The organism is Streptomyces sp. NPDC002690 (genome assembly GCF_053592415.1).
Genome location: NZ_JBSFVR010000185.1, coordinates 1 through 14238 on the forward strand (window position 1 = coordinate 1; position 14238 = coordinate 14238).

Here is a 14238-nt window from a genome sequence, read left to right on the forward strand (position 1 = left end):
AGAAGGTCCCGCCGGTCATGCTGTCGTGGGTGGAGGTCGGTGCGGGGGCGGAGTCCCCCGGCGGCCGCCGTCCGTACCGGGAGCGCGGCCATCGCCTCGCGCAGCGCCTCGGCGAGCCGGCCGAACTCCTCGTGGCGGGCGGTCCCGGTGCGCATCGCCAGCGCGACCCGCCGCGAGGGGGCGGGTTCCGCGAAGCGGGCGGTGGCCAGTGCCGGGTTGCGGGCGGTCTCCACGGTCACGGCGGTGCGCGGCAGCAGCGTGACGCCGAGGCCGCCGGCGACGAGCTGCACGAGGGTGGAGAGCCCGGCAGCGGTCGTCGTCACCGCCGCCCCGTCCCTGCGTCCGGCCTCCCGGCAGACGTCCAGCGCCTGGTCACGCAGGCAGTGCCCCTCGTCGAGCAGCAGCAGCGGCAGGTCGCGCAGCTCCTCGCGGGGGATGTCCGTGCGACCGCCGAGCCGGTGGCTCCGCTCGGTGACCAGGACGAAGTCCTCGTCGAAGAGGGGCAGCTCGGTGACACCGGGGTGGCCGAGCGGGACCGCGAGCAGCAGCAGGTCGAGCCGCCCCGCGGCGAGCCCCTCCAGCAGTGAGGAGGTCTGCTCCTCGTGCACCTGGAGATCGAGGGCGGGGTACCGGTCGTGGACCAGGCGCAACACGGCCGGCAGCAGGTAGGGCGCCACGGTCGGGATCACTCCGAGCCGCAGCGTCCCGGTGAAGGGGGCGCGTACCGCTTCGGCCTCCTCCACGAGCGCGCCCACCGCGTCCATGACGGCTCGGGCGCGGACCGCGAGGCGTTCGCCCGCCGCGGAGAGCAGCACCTTGCGCGTCGTCCGCTCGATGAGCTGGACACCGAGTGCCTCCTCCAGCGAGGAGACGGCCCCCGAAAGGGCGGGCTGGCTCATGCCGATGGCCGCCGCCGCGTCCCGGAAGTGCAGGTGCTCCGCGACGGCCACGAAGGCGCGCAGCTGGGAGAGGCTGGGCTGTTTGGTCCTGTTGCCCTGGATTGGCTGAGCCACTGATAGGTACCTCCGATCATCGGAAACGAGTGTAGCTATTTCCGCGATCAATGCACTCTGTGCCAAGGTGGGACCAGTCCAACCCTCCAGGAAGGCCCCCAAAAGGGGAATTCCTGACCTGCTAGGAGATCGTGTGCTCACTGTTGGTGACAAGTTCCCCGAGTTCGACCTGACCGCCTGCGTGTCGCTGGAGAGCGGCAAGGAGTTCGCTCAGATCAACCACAAGACCTACGAGGGTCAGTGGAAGATCGTCTTCGCGTGGCCCAAGGACTTCACCTTCGTGTGCCCGACCGAGATCGCCGCCTTCGGCAAGCTGAACGAAGAGTTCGCCGACCGTGACGCGCAGATCCTCGGCTTCTCCGGCGACTCCGAGTTCGTGCACCACGCCTGGCGCAAGGACCACCCGGACCTGACCGACCTGCCGTTCCCGATGATGGCCGACTCGAAGCACGAGCTCATGCGTGACCTCGGCATCGAGGGCGAGGACGGCTTCGCGCAGCGCGCCGTCTTCATCGTCGACCAGAACAACGAGATCCAGTTCACGATGGTGACCGCCGGTTCCGTGGGCCGTAACCCCAAGGAGGTCCTGCGGGTCCTCGACGCCCTGCAGACCGACGAGCTCTGCCCGTGCAACTGGACCAAGGGCGAGAACACCCTGGACCCGGTCGCCCTCCTCTCCGGCGAGTGAGCTGATACCACCATGGCACTCGACGAACTCAAGTCCGCCATACCGGACTTCGCGAAGGACCTGAAGCTGAACCTCGGTTCGGTCATCGGCAACAGCGAGCTGCCGCAGCAGCAGCTCTGGGGCACCGTGCTCGCCTGCGCGATCGCCTCGCGTTCGCCCAAGGTCCTGCGCGAGCTGGAGCCGGAGGCCAAGGCCAACCTCTCCGCGGAGGCTTACAACGCCGCGAAGTCGGCCGCCGCCATCATGGCGATGAACAACGTCTTCTACCGGACCCGGCACCTGCTGTCGGACCCGGAGTACGGCAACCTCCGCGCGGGTCTGCGGATGAACGTCATCGGCAAGCCGGGCGTGGAGAAGGTCGACTTCGAGCTGTGGTCGCTCGCCGTCTCCGCGATCAACGGCTGCGGCCAGTGCCTCGACTCCCACGAGCAGGTGCTCCGCCAGGCCGGCGTGGACCGTGAGACCATTCAGGAAGCCGTGAAGATCGCTTCGGTGATCCAGGCCGTCGGCGTCACCCTCGAAGCCGAGGCCGTGCTCGCCGAATAGGACAGCGGTACCTTGTACGAGAAGGACCCCGCGGACGACCGACCGTCCGTGGGGTCCTTCTTTTCGTGTGTGCGCCTCGTGCGTCGCGTCCGTGCGTGAGCTTTTCGCGCGGGGTGGCTACGGGTGGTCCGGGCGGTCTTCCGGTGCGGGGCCGGTGCCCTCCGGCGGGGTGCCGGGGGTCTCGGCGGTCCCGGGGGCTTCAGGGTCGTCAGGGGCCTCGCGGGCCTCGCGGGCTTCGGGGGTCTCCCCGCCCGTCCCCGTACCGCTCGTCCCCGTACCGCCGGGGCCGTCCTCGTCTCCCGGGTACGACTCGTCGTACCGGTCCTCGGGCGGGGTGCCGGGAGCGGGAGTCGGCGCCACGTGGAGCGCGGAGGCGCCGTGCGGCTGCGGGGAGTGCCGCTGGGCCTCCCGCTTGCTGTACGACCGCAGGTAGCCGACCACCGTGTTCGTGACGGCGACCAGCGGCACGGCGACGACCGCGCCGCCGATGCCCGCGACCATCCCGCCGGCGGCGACGGAGAGCACCACCGCGAGCGGGTGGACCCGTACCGCCCGGCCGAGGATGAACGGCTGGAGGATGTGCCCCTCGATCTGCTGCACCGCCAGCACCACGATCAGCACCATGAGGGCGGTGAACACCCCCTCGGTGACGAGCGCGACGACCACCGCCAGCGCCCCGGACACCACGGCGCCGACCAGCGGGATGAAGGCGAAGAGGAAGATGAACACGGCGAGCGGCACCGCCATCGGGACGTCGAGGAACCAGATCCCGAGCCCGATGAAGATGGCGTCGATCAACGCGACGATCACGGTGCCCCGCACGTAGGCGGTGAGCGTCCGCCAGGCGCGCGGTCCGGCGCCGGCGACCCCCGGGCGGGCCTGGGCGGGGACCAGTTTGAGGGTCCACTCCCAGATCCGCTTGCCGTCGTACAGCAGGAAGAGCGACGAGAACATCGCGAGCAGCATCCCGGTGAGGAACTCGACCATCACCGTGACGCCCTGGAGGCCGGCGGAGGTGATCTCCTCGGTGTTGGTGCCGATGGTGTCGCTGAGATTCTTGGCGATGTCGTTGATCTGCGACTCGGTGACGTGGAAGGGGCTGTCCAGCAGCCAGCGCTTCAGCTCGTCGATGCCGTCGCGGACCTTGTCGGAGAGGGTGTCGAGGTTGTCCATCACCTGCCAGACGACGAACCAGCCGACCAGCCCCATGATGACGAAGCCCAGGACAGCGGTGACGGCCGTGGCCAGACCGCGCGGCAGCCCGTACCGTCGCAGGCGCACCACGGTCGGCTGGAGCAGCGCCGTGACGAGCAGGGCGGCCACGAAGGCGAGCACGACGAGCTGGACGGCGCTGATGACCCGCATCAGCACCCAGAGGGTGCCCGCGAGGACGAGCAGCCGCCAGCCGGCCTCCGCGGCGACGCGCATGCCCCAGGGGATGGAGGCCACCGGATCGGGCCGGGCGGCGACGTCGGGGGCGTAGGCGGGCGGCGCGGGCACCTGTGCGCCCGCGTCGGGGTCGCTCTTCGCGGCCGGGGCGCTCGCGTGAGGGTGGCGGGAGCGCGCGGACGTGTGCGGTGCGCGCCCGGACTCCGCATCCTCGTGCGCGGCTTGCTCCCGCCGTTCCTCCAGGCGGGCCGCCAGGTCCGTCAGTTCGGCCCCGGCGCGTCCGAGCCAACCGGGCAGTTTCGACATGCGTGGTCCCTCTCCCCCGTGGGTGTGCACCGACCGTCTACCCCCGAAAGGCCGGAATGCGACCGTACATGGGTGACACGTCGCACCACGCATGATGCCCCGCACCGTCGGACGGTGCGGGGCATCAGGGGGTCGGAGCGGGGAACGGCCCAGTCGGCCTAGTACCAGTGGTTGGCCTGCCAGAACGACCAGGCGCCGCAGGGGCTGCCGTAGCTGGCGTTCATGTAGCTGAGGCCCCACTTGATCTGGGTGGCCGGGTTGGTCTGCCAGTCGGCGCCGGCGGACGACATCTTGGAGCCCGGGAGCGCCTGGACCAGACCGTACGCGCCGGAGGAGGCGTTGACCGCGCGGTAGTTCCACGTGGACTCGTGGTTCACGATGTTGCTGAAGCACTGGAACTGGTCGGCGGGGATCATCTGCCGCGCCATCGCCTGGACCTCGGCGACCGAGTACGAGCCCTGGGCGGCGAACGACGTGGCGTCGCGCACGGCCGAGCGGCTGGCACGCTCCGCGGCGTCCTTGGCGTCCTGGGCTTCCTTCTCGCGCTCCGCCTGGTCCTCGGCCGCCTGCTTCTTGACCTTGGCGTCCTTGGCGGCTTGGAGTCGCGCGGACTCCTCGGCCGACCTCTTCGCGGCGGCGTCGGCGGCGGATGCCTGGGCATCGGCCTGCTGCGTCAGCGAAGCGGTCTGGACCTGGGCCTGGTGGCCCACGGGAATGTCTGCGAGCAGCGTGGTGTCGGCTGCGGTGGCCTCGAAGTTGTTGTCGTCGACAGCGGGAGTGCTGCCCGAAGCAACGCCTACGACGGCGCCAACGGTGGTGACCGCGGTGGCTGATGCCACTGCGAACCCCCGGACCGAGATCCGGCTCACACGGTGTCCTTCCAGCATCGCCCGCTTAGGTGACCTCGCGGGCGCGATCGTGCCCTCTGACACTGGCCTCCCTACTGCTTGGGTCACGGGAGACACGGGCCCGGTGGGCAACTTCCTCGCGGAAGTGGCCGCGTGGTGCTCGCGGGCGGCATACGGAGATCGGTTGTTGAGTTGTGTGGTGCTGAGCGCCTCGGAAGGTGCCCGGTTTCCGTATGCGGGGCCTGACGGAAGCAAGACTCTGCCGGACAAGGACGCCGAGAAGCAATTCTCTGTTGCGTGGGAAAGCTCACACGCTCCTTATGCCACCCGTTTGACGGAAATGACGGCACGACATGAAGGCGCCCGGCTAAGCTGCTTCGCTCGCCGGGCGCCTCCCTGGACATGCGGGACAGATCACCGAATCTGTCGTGTTTTTATCCTTCTTCGAGCATTTCGGTCACCAGTGCGGCGATCTGTGAACGCTCGGAGCGGGTGAGTGTCACGTGGGCGAAGAGTGGATGACCCTTCAGCTTCTCGACGACGGCGACCACTCCGTCGTACCGCCCGACTCTGAGGTTGTCCCGCTGGGCCACGTCATGAGTGAGCACCACCCGTGAATTCGCCCCGATACGGGACAGAACGGTCAGCAGGACATTGCGTTCGAGTGACTGCGCCTCGTCGACGATCACGAACGCGTCGTGGAGCGAGCGGCCCCGGATGTGGGTGAGCGGCAGGACTTCCAGCATCCCGCGCCCCAGCACCTCCTCGATCACCTCGCGCCCGGCCACCGCCGAGAGCGTGTCGAAGACGGCCTGCGCCCAGGGGCTCATCTTCTCGGCCTCGCTGCCCGGGAGATAGCCCAGCTCCTGCCCGCCGACCGCGTACAGCGGCCGGAAGACCATCACCTTCTGGTGCTGGCGGCGCTCCAGGACGGCTTCCAGGCCGGCGCAGAGCGCCAGCGCCGACTTGCCGGTGCCGGCCCGGCCGCCGAGCGACACGATGCCGACCTCCGGGTCGAGCAGCAGATCGAGGGCGATCCGCTGTTCGGCGCTGCGGCCGTGGATGCCGAACGCCTCCCGGTCCCCGCGCACCAGGCGGACGTTGCCCTGTGCCGTCACCCGGCCGAGCGCCTTGCCCCGCTCGGACTGGAGCACGAGCCCGGTGTGCACCGGGAGTTCCGCCGCCTCGGGGACGTACAGCGTCTCCTCCGAGTACAGCAGGTCCACCTGCTCACCGGAGAGCGGCAGTTCGGCCATCCCGGTGTGGCCCGAGTCGGTGATGGCGAGTTCGGCGCGGTACTCCTCGGCGAGCAGGCCGACCGAGGACGCCTTGATGCGCAGCGGAAGGTCCTTGGAGACGACGGTGACGTCGTACCCCTCGGCCTGGAGGTTGCGCGCCACCGCGAGAATCCGTGAGTCGTTGTCCCCCAGCCGGTAGCCGGCGGGCAGAACGCCGGGGTCGGAGTGGTTGAGTTCGACACGGAGCGTGCCGCCCAGGTCCCCGAGGGGGATCGGAGCGTCGAGCCTGCCGTACCGGACACGGAAGTCGTCGAGCAGGCGCAGCGCCTGCCGGGCGAAGTAACCGAGCTCCGGGTGGTGCCTTTTGGCCTCCAGCTCCGTGACGACGACGATCGGCAGCACGACTTCGTGCTCGTCGAAACGCGTCATGGCGTTGGGGTCGGCCAGCAGGACGCTGGTGTCGAGAACATAGGTGCGCCTGTCGGGCATGCGGCGCTTAGAGCTGGTCACCACGGAAGGACGTACCCCCTCGGACGAGGTCGGGGAGTGCGACGGGCGTCGCGGAACTTCCCGGAGGAAGAGGACGGACCGGGTTCTGGCCCCCATGCGCGGGCCGAACGCCGGCCCTCCGCGTCGGCCGTACGGTGCGTACGGTCCTTCGTGTGCAAAGGGCCTCCCGGGTGGACGGTCCGGTGGGCCGTCCACATGCTGCGACGTCCGCCTGGTTGATGACCGGACGTCGACCTGTCAGGGGTATTCCCTCGAACGCCCGAAGCCATGCAACGGGTTGCGCCACCGTCCGGAGGCGCCCAGGTGGACACGTGGCAACCTCCGGCCGACGAACCGCGGACCCGCGGACCGCCGCGAGGGCGCCCCCGGTCGACGGGGACGCCCTCGCGGCGGTGGTGCGTACGTATATATAGGGGAGCGCGCTCGTCCCCGTTCCTGGCTTGCCCGTTCCTGGCTTGCCCGCTCCCGCTCCTGCCCCTGCTCCTGCTCCTGTTCCGGGGGGAGCGGGGAACGCTCAGGTGCCGTAGCGGCGGTGGCGGGCCGCGTAGTCGCGCAGCGCCCGGAGGAAGTCGACCTTACGGAAGGCCGGCCAGAAGACCTCGCAGAAGTAGTACTCGGAGTGAGCGCTCTGCCACAGCATGAATCCGGAGAGGCGCTGCTCACCGCTCGTACGGATCACGAGGTCGGGATCGGGCTGGCCGCGGGTGTAGAGGTGCTCGGAGATGAGATCGGTGGAGACGACCTCGGCGAGTTCCTCGAAGGTGGTGCCCTTGTCGGAGTGGTCCAGGAGCAGCGACCGGACGGCGTCGGCGATCTCCTGACGGCCGCCGTAGCCGACCGCGACGTTCACGATTATCCCGTCGACGTCGGCGGTGGCCTGCTCCGCCTCCTTGAGGACGGTCTGGGTCTGGGCGGGGAGCAGGTCCATGGTTCCCACGTGGTGGACCCGCCAGCGGCCGTCCGCGGCCAGATTGCTCACGGTGTTCTCGATGATGCCGAGAAGCGGCTTCAGCTCGGCCTCGGGGCGGTCGAAGTTGTCGGTCGACAGCAGCCAGAGGGTGACGACCTCGACATCGGTCTCGTTGCACCAGCCGAGCAGCTCGGAGATCTTGTCCGCACCGGCCTGGTGGCCCTGAACCGCGGAACCACCGGACGCCTTCGCCCAGCGGCGGTTGCCGTCGAGGATGACTCCGATGTGCTTCGGCACCTGCGAGTGGTCCAGCCGGCCTTCCACCCGGCGTGCGTAGAGCCCGTACACCAGGTCGCGCAAGTTCACTGAGTTCACCCTCTCGGTTCCGTTCGGGTCATCGGCCCGCCTGCCCCTGTCACAGGGGTACGGGGTCCGCCCCGTGGGGGGTTCGCCGCCATGTCCGCACGGCCCCGCGCGGACGTGTGCCGCGCCTCGCGCCGACGTTCCCCCGAAGCCGTCACATTACTGCGGGAAGGCGGTACGGGCCCAACCCGGTCGGTCACAACTCCGCGAAAACCAGAGAAATGTGAGCACTCTCCCGCCCCTCGTACCACCGTGTCGCACGACGACTCCGGGGAGTACCCGGGCCCACGCCGGAGGCTCCGGGCGGTGCGGGAGGTGGCGGTCGGCGGATGCTGCGGGCCGCCCGAGTCACGGGCATGAGGCCGGGAGGCGGGACCGGGGCCGGGGCCGGGGCCGTACGAAAAAACGGGCCGGTCCGTGGGGGGGGATACGGACCGGCCCGAGGGGGGGAGCTCCACCCTAACCCTTCGTGAGCGTTATTGGCCGCCACGCCACTCCACAACTACTCTCCGGATTCGACGGACTGCGCAGCGGGCAGGGAATCCGGCATTCCGGGGCGTGTGGGGCGGCGCCCCCGGGCTGCGGGGGCATACCGGGTCGCCCGCAGGGGGCGTACCGAGTCCACGGGGCGGCTCCCTGGGCGGGGCGGGCCGATCCGGTTCGGCCCGGATGCCGAGCACCTTCGAGCAGGTTCGAGCAGTTTCAAGCAGTTTCGTAGCACTTCAGAACGCTAGATTCCGATTCGGTCCGATTCGGCCTTTTCGAGAAATTCAGCCCGCTCTGGCCGCTACAGCCCTTTACGGGGAATTGCGGCCGATTACGGCATGCTCCCGCAGGAACGGAACCGGATGACGAGCGCGTCCCCGGCGAGGACCACGAAGTCACCGTTCTCGCAGTGGATGACGGCCTCGTGCACCTCGTCGTTCTCGTCCCGGTTCTCCTGCGCCCCGGTGACCGTCCAGCCTCCCCCGAAAGGGGCGGGCGGCAGGCTGTTCAGCGGTCCGTGTGCCCAGAGCCCGGCCGGCACGCACCAGTCGGGGAGCCGGGGCCAGGTGCCGGCGCTCACGCGGAGCGTGCAGTCGGTGGCACAGGTCATCAGGACGGACCGGTCGTCGGCGAGGACGAACTCCACCGCTTCGGGGCCGCCGGCCCGGCCGTCCGGGCGGTAGAAGACACCGTGGACGCCGATGATCCGGGCACCCCGTAGCCAGTCGGACCTGCCCGAGCGGTGCCGGCCGGCCGTCCCCCCGGGCTGCTCGCTCCCCACGACACGCTCCCTCTCTCCGTACAACCCGTCCAGGATCGCACTGTGCGGCACAAGACGGCGCGAGGGGAGGGAGGTTAATGATTTCCTCACCCAAAGCCGTTCTGCGGGTGGCCCGTCGGCCTGCGCGCCTCGATGAGGAAGCGCGTGGTGCGGGCGGTGAACGCCCCCTCGGTCTCGATCCGCCGGTGCAGTGACTCCAGTTGCGGCCGGTAGGCGTCGACAGTGAAGTCCGGCACCATCCAGATGACCTTGCGGAGAAAATAGACGACGGCCCCGATGTCGAAGAACGCGGTGTCCAGCGACTCCGACCGGAGGTCGGTCACCACGAGCCCCGCCGCCTCGGCGTCGGCCCGGGCCCGCTCGGGGTCGCGGGCGGCGTACGCCGAGGGGGGCAGCGGGCCCCGGAAGTGCTCGACCAACTCGAAGACGCTCGCCGGGCCCACCTGCTGGGAGAAGTACGTCCCGCCCGGCGCGAGCACCCGCGCGATCTCCTGCCACCAGGTGGTCACCGGGTGGCGGCTGACCACCAGGTCGAAGGCGCCGTCCCCGAACGGCAGCGGCGGCTCGTCGGAGTCCACGACCACCGCCGCCCCGCGCGGATGGAGGAGGGCGGTGGCACGGGCCACGTTCGGCGGCCAGGACTCGGTCGCCACCATGAGCGGCGGGAGGACGGGAGCCGAGGCCAGCACCTCTCCGCCGCCGGTCTGGATGTCGAGCGCGGCGGTGGCCCGGCCGAGCCGGTCGGCCATGGCGCGGGCGTACCCCCAGGAGGGCCGCTGCTCGGTCGCCCGCCCGTCCAGCCAGGAGAAGTCCCAGCCGTCCACCTCTGCCGCCTCCGCCTCGGCCACCAGCGCGCCGAAGCGGTCGGCCGAGGCCCCGGTGAGGGGCGGGAAGGGGGCCGGGGGCTCGGGTTGGTTCGGCATGTCCGCAGAGTGGCAGGGCGACGCTGCGACCGCGAGCGATTTTGCGGGGCGGCGGACATGTGGGCTTGCGAGCCTGCGGACATACGGGCCTGCGGGCTCGCGGGCACGGGTGGCTCGGGTCTGCTCGCGGACCCGACCCCCGTCCGTGACGGTTCGTCACAGGGCACCCAGGGCGACCCCGGCCAGCGCACCCGTGATCATGAAGGGGCCGAACGGAATACCCGTACGACGGTTCGCGCGTCGCAACACCAGCAGCCCGAGGCCGTACACCGCGCCGAAGAGGAACCCGGCGAACCCGCCCGCGACCAGTACCGGCCAGCCGTACCAGCCGAGCACCACACCGAGGGAGAGGGCGAGCTTCACGTCGCCGAAGCCCATCCCGTTCGGGTTGATCAGATAGAGGACCAGGTAGAAGCAGCCCAACGCGGCCCCGCCGAGCAGCGCCCCGGTCCAGGAGCCGTCGTGCTCCGGCAGCAGGGACGCCACACCCAGGAGGACGGCGGCGGCTCCGGCCAGGGGCAGGGTCAGCTCGTCGGGGAGGCGGTGCACCCGGTGGTCGACGGCGGCGAGGAGTCCCGCGACGGGGGCGAGCAGCAGCCAGACGGCCAGTTCGGGGCGGGTACCGGTGGCGGCGGCCAGCAGGGCGCAGGCCACAGCGGTCGCCGCGGCGAGAAGGAACTGCGGCGCGTACGCGGCGGGGGCGGAACCGTCCGCCGTACAGACCTGGCAGCGGGCGGCGCCCAACCAGCCGCGACTGGGACCGGTCGCGGCGAAGGGGTGCCCGGCGGGGCACTCGCCCCGCCACCCCTCCTCCGGCTCCACCGAGAACCGGTACGCGGCACGAGGGATCAACAGCCCGGTGGCAGCGCCCCAAACGGCGGCGAGAGTCACGACGGCGATCTGGATGGCGTCCACGGGCCGACCCTAATCGCACTCCCCCGCACGGGTCTTGGGCCCGAGGGCCCACTGACGGCCGGCCCGCGCCAGGGCGGCGGCGGCCGGGACAGCCTCAGGGTGGAAGGGAATCTTCACCACAGACCGCACGGAGCCTTCTGGTGGGCGCTACGGTCGGTGCCCATGGGCAGATGGCGTGACGGCGACGGAACATTGACCGTGGGCACGGGCGGCGAGGCACGGGTGGTGCCGCTGCGGGTGGCCGCCTCCTACCGTGCGCGTACCCGGGGGCTGCTCGGGCAGGACGGGATCGAGGGAGCGCTGCTGCTCACGCCCTGTTCGAGCGTCCACACCTTCCGGATGCGGTTCGCCATCGATGTGGCTTATCTCGACCGGAAGCTGAACGTCCTCGCCGTCCGCACGATGAAGCCGGGCCGGCTCGGCCTGCCCCGGCTGCGCGCCCGCCACGCGGTGGAGTCGCAGGCGGGGGCGATGGCCGCGTGGGGGCTGCGGCCGGGGGTCCGGTTGGCGGTGGAGGTGGAGGCCGCGGACGGGGCGGAGGAGCCGGCCACCGGCTGAAGCGGCTTCCGGCGGAGCCAGCGGCTCCGGCTCCGGCTCCGGCTCCGGAGGTTCCGGCTCGGAGGTTCTGGCTCCGGCGGCTCCGGCTCCGGAGGATGTCACGGGGCGGGTGGGAGCTTTCCGGCCTGCGCGGTGACGAGCGCGGGCGGGATCTCCGGGACCTCGCCGTCCAGGTAGTTGGCCGCGCTGAAGACGACGACGGCACCCGCACTCCGTACGACCGTGAACACCAGCGGACTTCGGTGCCCGCCCCGGTCGCACACCATCCGGTACGCCAACGCGTCCTGGCCGACGCGCGGAGCGGGCAGCGCGGTGACGGCGGAGTACGCGGCCGGCCCGTCGTCCCCCCGGGTGCCGAAGCCACCCGCACAGACGCCGACTGCCCGCCGTACCCGGTCCACGAGTGACACGGCGTCGTCGTCGGCATAGGCGACCAGCAGCAGCGTCACCACGGTCTGGTCGTCCCGCCCGGCACGGGACGCGTCGACGGCGGTACGCAACACGGAGGCCGTGGGGGCCGGCCCGGGGGTCAGGTTGACCAGATCGGCGAGCGGCGCGCAGGCGGGGTCGTCGGCCCGTTCGGTGCCGCCCGCCTCCTCGTACCGCAGGGGCGCGATCACGTAACCCTTCAACTCGCCGTTGCGTAGGACCATTTCGGACGGTCGGCCTGCGGGCGATGCCCCGGCCTGCACCGGACCCGAGGAGGCGGCGGCGACGGAGCGGGGCTGGGAGGAGGGAACCGCCGGGGTTCCGTTGGTGATCCCCGGGCGCGGGCTCGCCCGGCCCGCCCCCGCGTCACCCGGCGCGCAAGCGCCCGCCTGCAGACAGAGCGCGACGGCGACGAGCCCGCCCGCCGCCCGCCCGGGCCGTCTTCGCATCGCCCACCGTCCGTCCTCTGCTCGGCACACCTGTGCCCGTTACCGCCCGCCACGTCCGCCGCCACGTCCGCCGCCACGTCCGCCTGCCGCGTCCGCCTGCCGTGTCCATCCACCCTGCACGTCCCGCGTAACGCCTGCGTGTCGCGGGGCGACGGAGTGAGGGACGCGACGTGCGCCAGGAGTGCGACGCGGGCGCGGTGGGACGTCAGGCGGGGTGCCGCAGACCGGCTCTCCCGCCGTCCGTCGTCGGCCAGGACGCCTGCGGCTGTGCGGTGCACCCGTTGACGGCCAGGGTCAGCCGGTAACGCCCCTCTTCGGCCGCCTTCGCCCGGAGCGAGGACAGCGACGAGGGCAGCTCCGCCGCGCTCAGCGACATGATCAGCGACACATCACGGTTCTGCGCGCCGTCCTCCTCCGCCGGAAGCCGCTTCGCACCATGAAAGTACATCTCCCGTGCGAAGTCCCGCGCGAAAAAGGACGGTTCCACCGCCCCTCCCGGTCCACCGCGATCCTCCGCGCAGGCGGCGAGTACCAGCGCCGAGTACAGCGCGCGGGCACCCGTCCTGGCCAACACATCGAGGCCGGCGACGGCTCCGGGGCCGTGCAGCTCGGGCAGCGCGTGCAGGCGCCGGAGCAGATCGGGGAAGGCGGCGGCAGTGCGGGCGGGATGCGGGCGGGGAGTCCAGAGCAGGTCCACGGCGGTCCGACACGCCTCCAGGTCGTCGGTGCGACCCGCCAGCTCCAGGGACCGCAGCAGCACGACGGAGGCGCGCTCCGCACAGGTCGCGGAGAAGGCCTTCGCCTGTGGCAGGCTCCCCAGGAACACCAGGCTGCGCACACTCTCCAGCACCTTCACGGCTCAGGACCACATCCGTTGCCGCGTACCGGACCCGCTGCGGACGGGGGCTGCCACCGCGCGGAACTCCGGCCCTCCCCTTCCCGGGAGTCCGAACGGGATCAGTATGGACTCCCTTTCGTTCACAGCCAGTTGTCGCGAGATCAACACGTACTCGGTCACCTTCCCGTCGGCGTGCTGTCCGGTGCGGCGGGGAGCGCCGGACAGCGGTGTCGTGATTACCCGGTTCCTGATAGCCCGTTCTTGCCGAAGATCGACTGCTTCGACGCTAACTCCTCCTCACCGGTGTGGTCTTGGGCCCCAGGACTCAGTCAGGGACCTACAGCCCCATGGCGAGACCCCCTGTCAACAGCCTCTTCGCATAGGGAGCTTGGGCCCCGCTTGGGGTCCGGGGGCCCGCGCGGGCGGATAGTTCGTCGCCTACCCTCCGAGGGGGCCATGGGCGTGCACCGGGGAGAGGTGGACCGTGAACGGTGGCGGCTGGCAAGGGGACCGGGAAGCGGACCACGAAGACCTCGGCGAGGAGAGCGGCGGCACCGGTGAAGGGCCGCGCACCGGATGGTTCGGCCCTCTGGCCCGCAGCTGGGTGGCGGGCGCGCTGGTGTTCGTGGCCCTCGGTTTCATGGCCGACCGCGCGTCGGACGTGATGCTGGGCCCGCCCGAACGCCTGGAGGACTTCGGCCGGCGGCTCGTCCTGCTGCACGTACCCCGCCTCGCCGTCACCGCCCTGGCCGTACTGGCGGCGGCCCGGCTGCTCCCCGACAGCCATCGGGCGTCCCGGACGCTGTACCCGCTCGGCTGTCTGACCGTCCCGCTCGCCGGGCTCGGTTACGGCTATGCCATCTCCTGGGACCTGGCGGGCATCGAGGGCCTGCTCATGCCGGCCGCCTCGCTCATCGCCGGCGCGGCCGTGGGCATCGCGCTGGACCGGAGAGCCGACACGTTGTCCGGGACCACTCCCCCGGCGGCGAAGTTGTCCCGGATCGCCTGGAGGGGCAGCAGCCGGCCGAGCCCGTCCAGGTTCTCCCGG

General features: G+C 71.1%; 13 protein-coding genes and 1 pseudogene. 4 read left to right on the forward strand and 10 right to left on the reverse strand.

The features are described 5' to 3' along the window. A partial coding sequence (locus tag ACWD3D_RS22150) for a hydrogen peroxide-inducible genes activator (protein ID WP_451462559.1) occupies nucleotides 1-1013 on the reverse strand: 1013 nt, incomplete at its 3' end. Nucleotides 1014-1146: 133 nt separating this feature from the next. On the opposite strand from ACWD3D_RS22150, the gene ACWD3D_RS22155 reads away from it, so the two are divergent. Then, a complete protein-coding gene (locus ACWD3D_RS22155) occupies nucleotides 1147-1701 on the forward strand; it encodes a peroxiredoxin (RefSeq protein ID WP_266708532.1) in 555 nt (184 codons plus the stop codon). A 12-nt stretch (nucleotides 1702-1713) separates the two neighbouring features. Continuing rightward, nucleotides 1714-2247 carry an alkyl hydroperoxide reductase gene (locus ACWD3D_RS22160; protein WP_451462560.1) on the forward strand — a complete coding sequence of 178 codons (534 nt, stop codon included), beginning with the start codon at nucleotides 1714-1716 and terminating at the stop codon, nucleotides 2245-2247. Between the two features lie 117 nt (nucleotides 2248-2364). Here ACWD3D_RS22160 and ACWD3D_RS22165 read toward each other — a convergent pair whose 3' ends face one another. The 7 genes from ACWD3D_RS22165 to ACWD3D_RS22195 all read right to left on the reverse strand — a co-directional run bounded on the left by ACWD3D_RS22165 (nucleotide 2365) and on the right by ACWD3D_RS22195 (nucleotide 10907). Beyond that, the gene (locus tag ACWD3D_RS22165) at nucleotides 2365-3942 is read right to left on the reverse strand and encodes an AI-2E family transporter (protein WP_451462561.1); all 1578 of its coding nucleotides are present in this window, start codon (nucleotides 3940-3942) and stop codon (nucleotides 2365-2367) included. A 158-nt stretch (nucleotides 3943-4100) separates the two neighbouring features. After that, nucleotides 4101-4811, reverse strand: coding sequence for an aggregation-promoting factor C-terminal-like domain-containing protein (locus ACWD3D_RS22170; RefSeq protein WP_451462562.1), 711 nt, complete (start codon nucleotides 4809-4811; stop codon nucleotides 4101-4103). Between the two features lie 413 nt (nucleotides 4812-5224). Then, entirely contained in the window at nucleotides 5225-6541 is a 1317-nt protein-coding gene (locus ACWD3D_RS22175) for a PhoH family protein (RefSeq protein WP_386887637.1), read from the reverse strand. 511 nt (nucleotides 6542-7052) lie between these two features. Continuing rightward, nucleotides 7053-7814: an isoprenyl transferase gene (locus tag ACWD3D_RS22180; protein ID WP_451462568.1), complete on the reverse strand. Its 762-nt coding sequence runs from the start codon at nucleotides 7812-7814 to the stop codon at nucleotides 7053-7055. 814 nt (nucleotides 7815-8628) lie between these two features. After that, complete coding sequence (locus tag ACWD3D_RS22185; protein WP_451462563.1) at nucleotides 8629-9078, reverse strand: hypothetical protein; 450 nt, start codon at nucleotides 9076-9078, stop codon at nucleotides 8629-8631. An 86-nt stretch (nucleotides 9079-9164) separates the two neighbouring features. Then, complete coding sequence (locus ACWD3D_RS22190) at nucleotides 9165-10001, reverse strand: class I SAM-dependent methyltransferase (RefSeq protein WP_451462564.1); 837 nt, start codon at nucleotides 9999-10001, stop codon at nucleotides 9165-9167. Between the two features lie 156 nt (nucleotides 10002-10157). Next, the gene (locus ACWD3D_RS22195; protein ID WP_451462569.1) at nucleotides 10158-10907 is read right to left on the reverse strand and encodes a prepilin peptidase; all 750 of its coding nucleotides are present in this window, start codon (nucleotides 10905-10907) and stop codon (nucleotides 10158-10160) included. A 171-nt stretch (nucleotides 10908-11078) separates the two neighbouring features. Here ACWD3D_RS22195 and ACWD3D_RS22200 point away from each other — a divergent pair, with 171 nt between their 5' ends. After that, the gene (locus tag ACWD3D_RS22200) at nucleotides 11079-11474 is read left to right on the forward strand and encodes a DUF192 domain-containing protein (RefSeq protein WP_451462565.1); all 396 of its coding nucleotides are present in this window, start codon (nucleotides 11079-11081) and stop codon (nucleotides 11472-11474) included. A 98-nt stretch (nucleotides 11475-11572) separates the two neighbouring features. On the opposite strand, the gene ACWD3D_RS22205 is transcribed toward ACWD3D_RS22200, so the two are convergent. Together ACWD3D_RS22205 and ACWD3D_RS22210 are read right to left on the reverse strand one after the other, a co-directional pair. Then, complete coding sequence (locus tag ACWD3D_RS22205; protein ID WP_451462566.1) at nucleotides 11573-12352, reverse strand: hypothetical protein; 780 nt, start codon at nucleotides 12350-12352, stop codon at nucleotides 11573-11575. A 205-nt stretch (nucleotides 12353-12557) separates the two neighbouring features. After that, nucleotides 12558-13190 carry a hypothetical protein gene (locus ACWD3D_RS22210; protein WP_451462567.1) on the reverse strand — a complete coding sequence of 211 codons (633 nt, stop codon included), beginning with the start codon at nucleotides 13188-13190 and terminating at the stop codon, nucleotides 12558-12560. Between the two features lie 484 nt (nucleotides 13191-13674). On the opposite strand from ACWD3D_RS22210, the pseudogene ACWD3D_RS22215 reads away from it, so the two are divergent. Beyond that, a pseudogene (locus tag ACWD3D_RS22215) lies at nucleotides 13675-14238 on the forward strand (hypothetical protein); the annotation flags it as partial.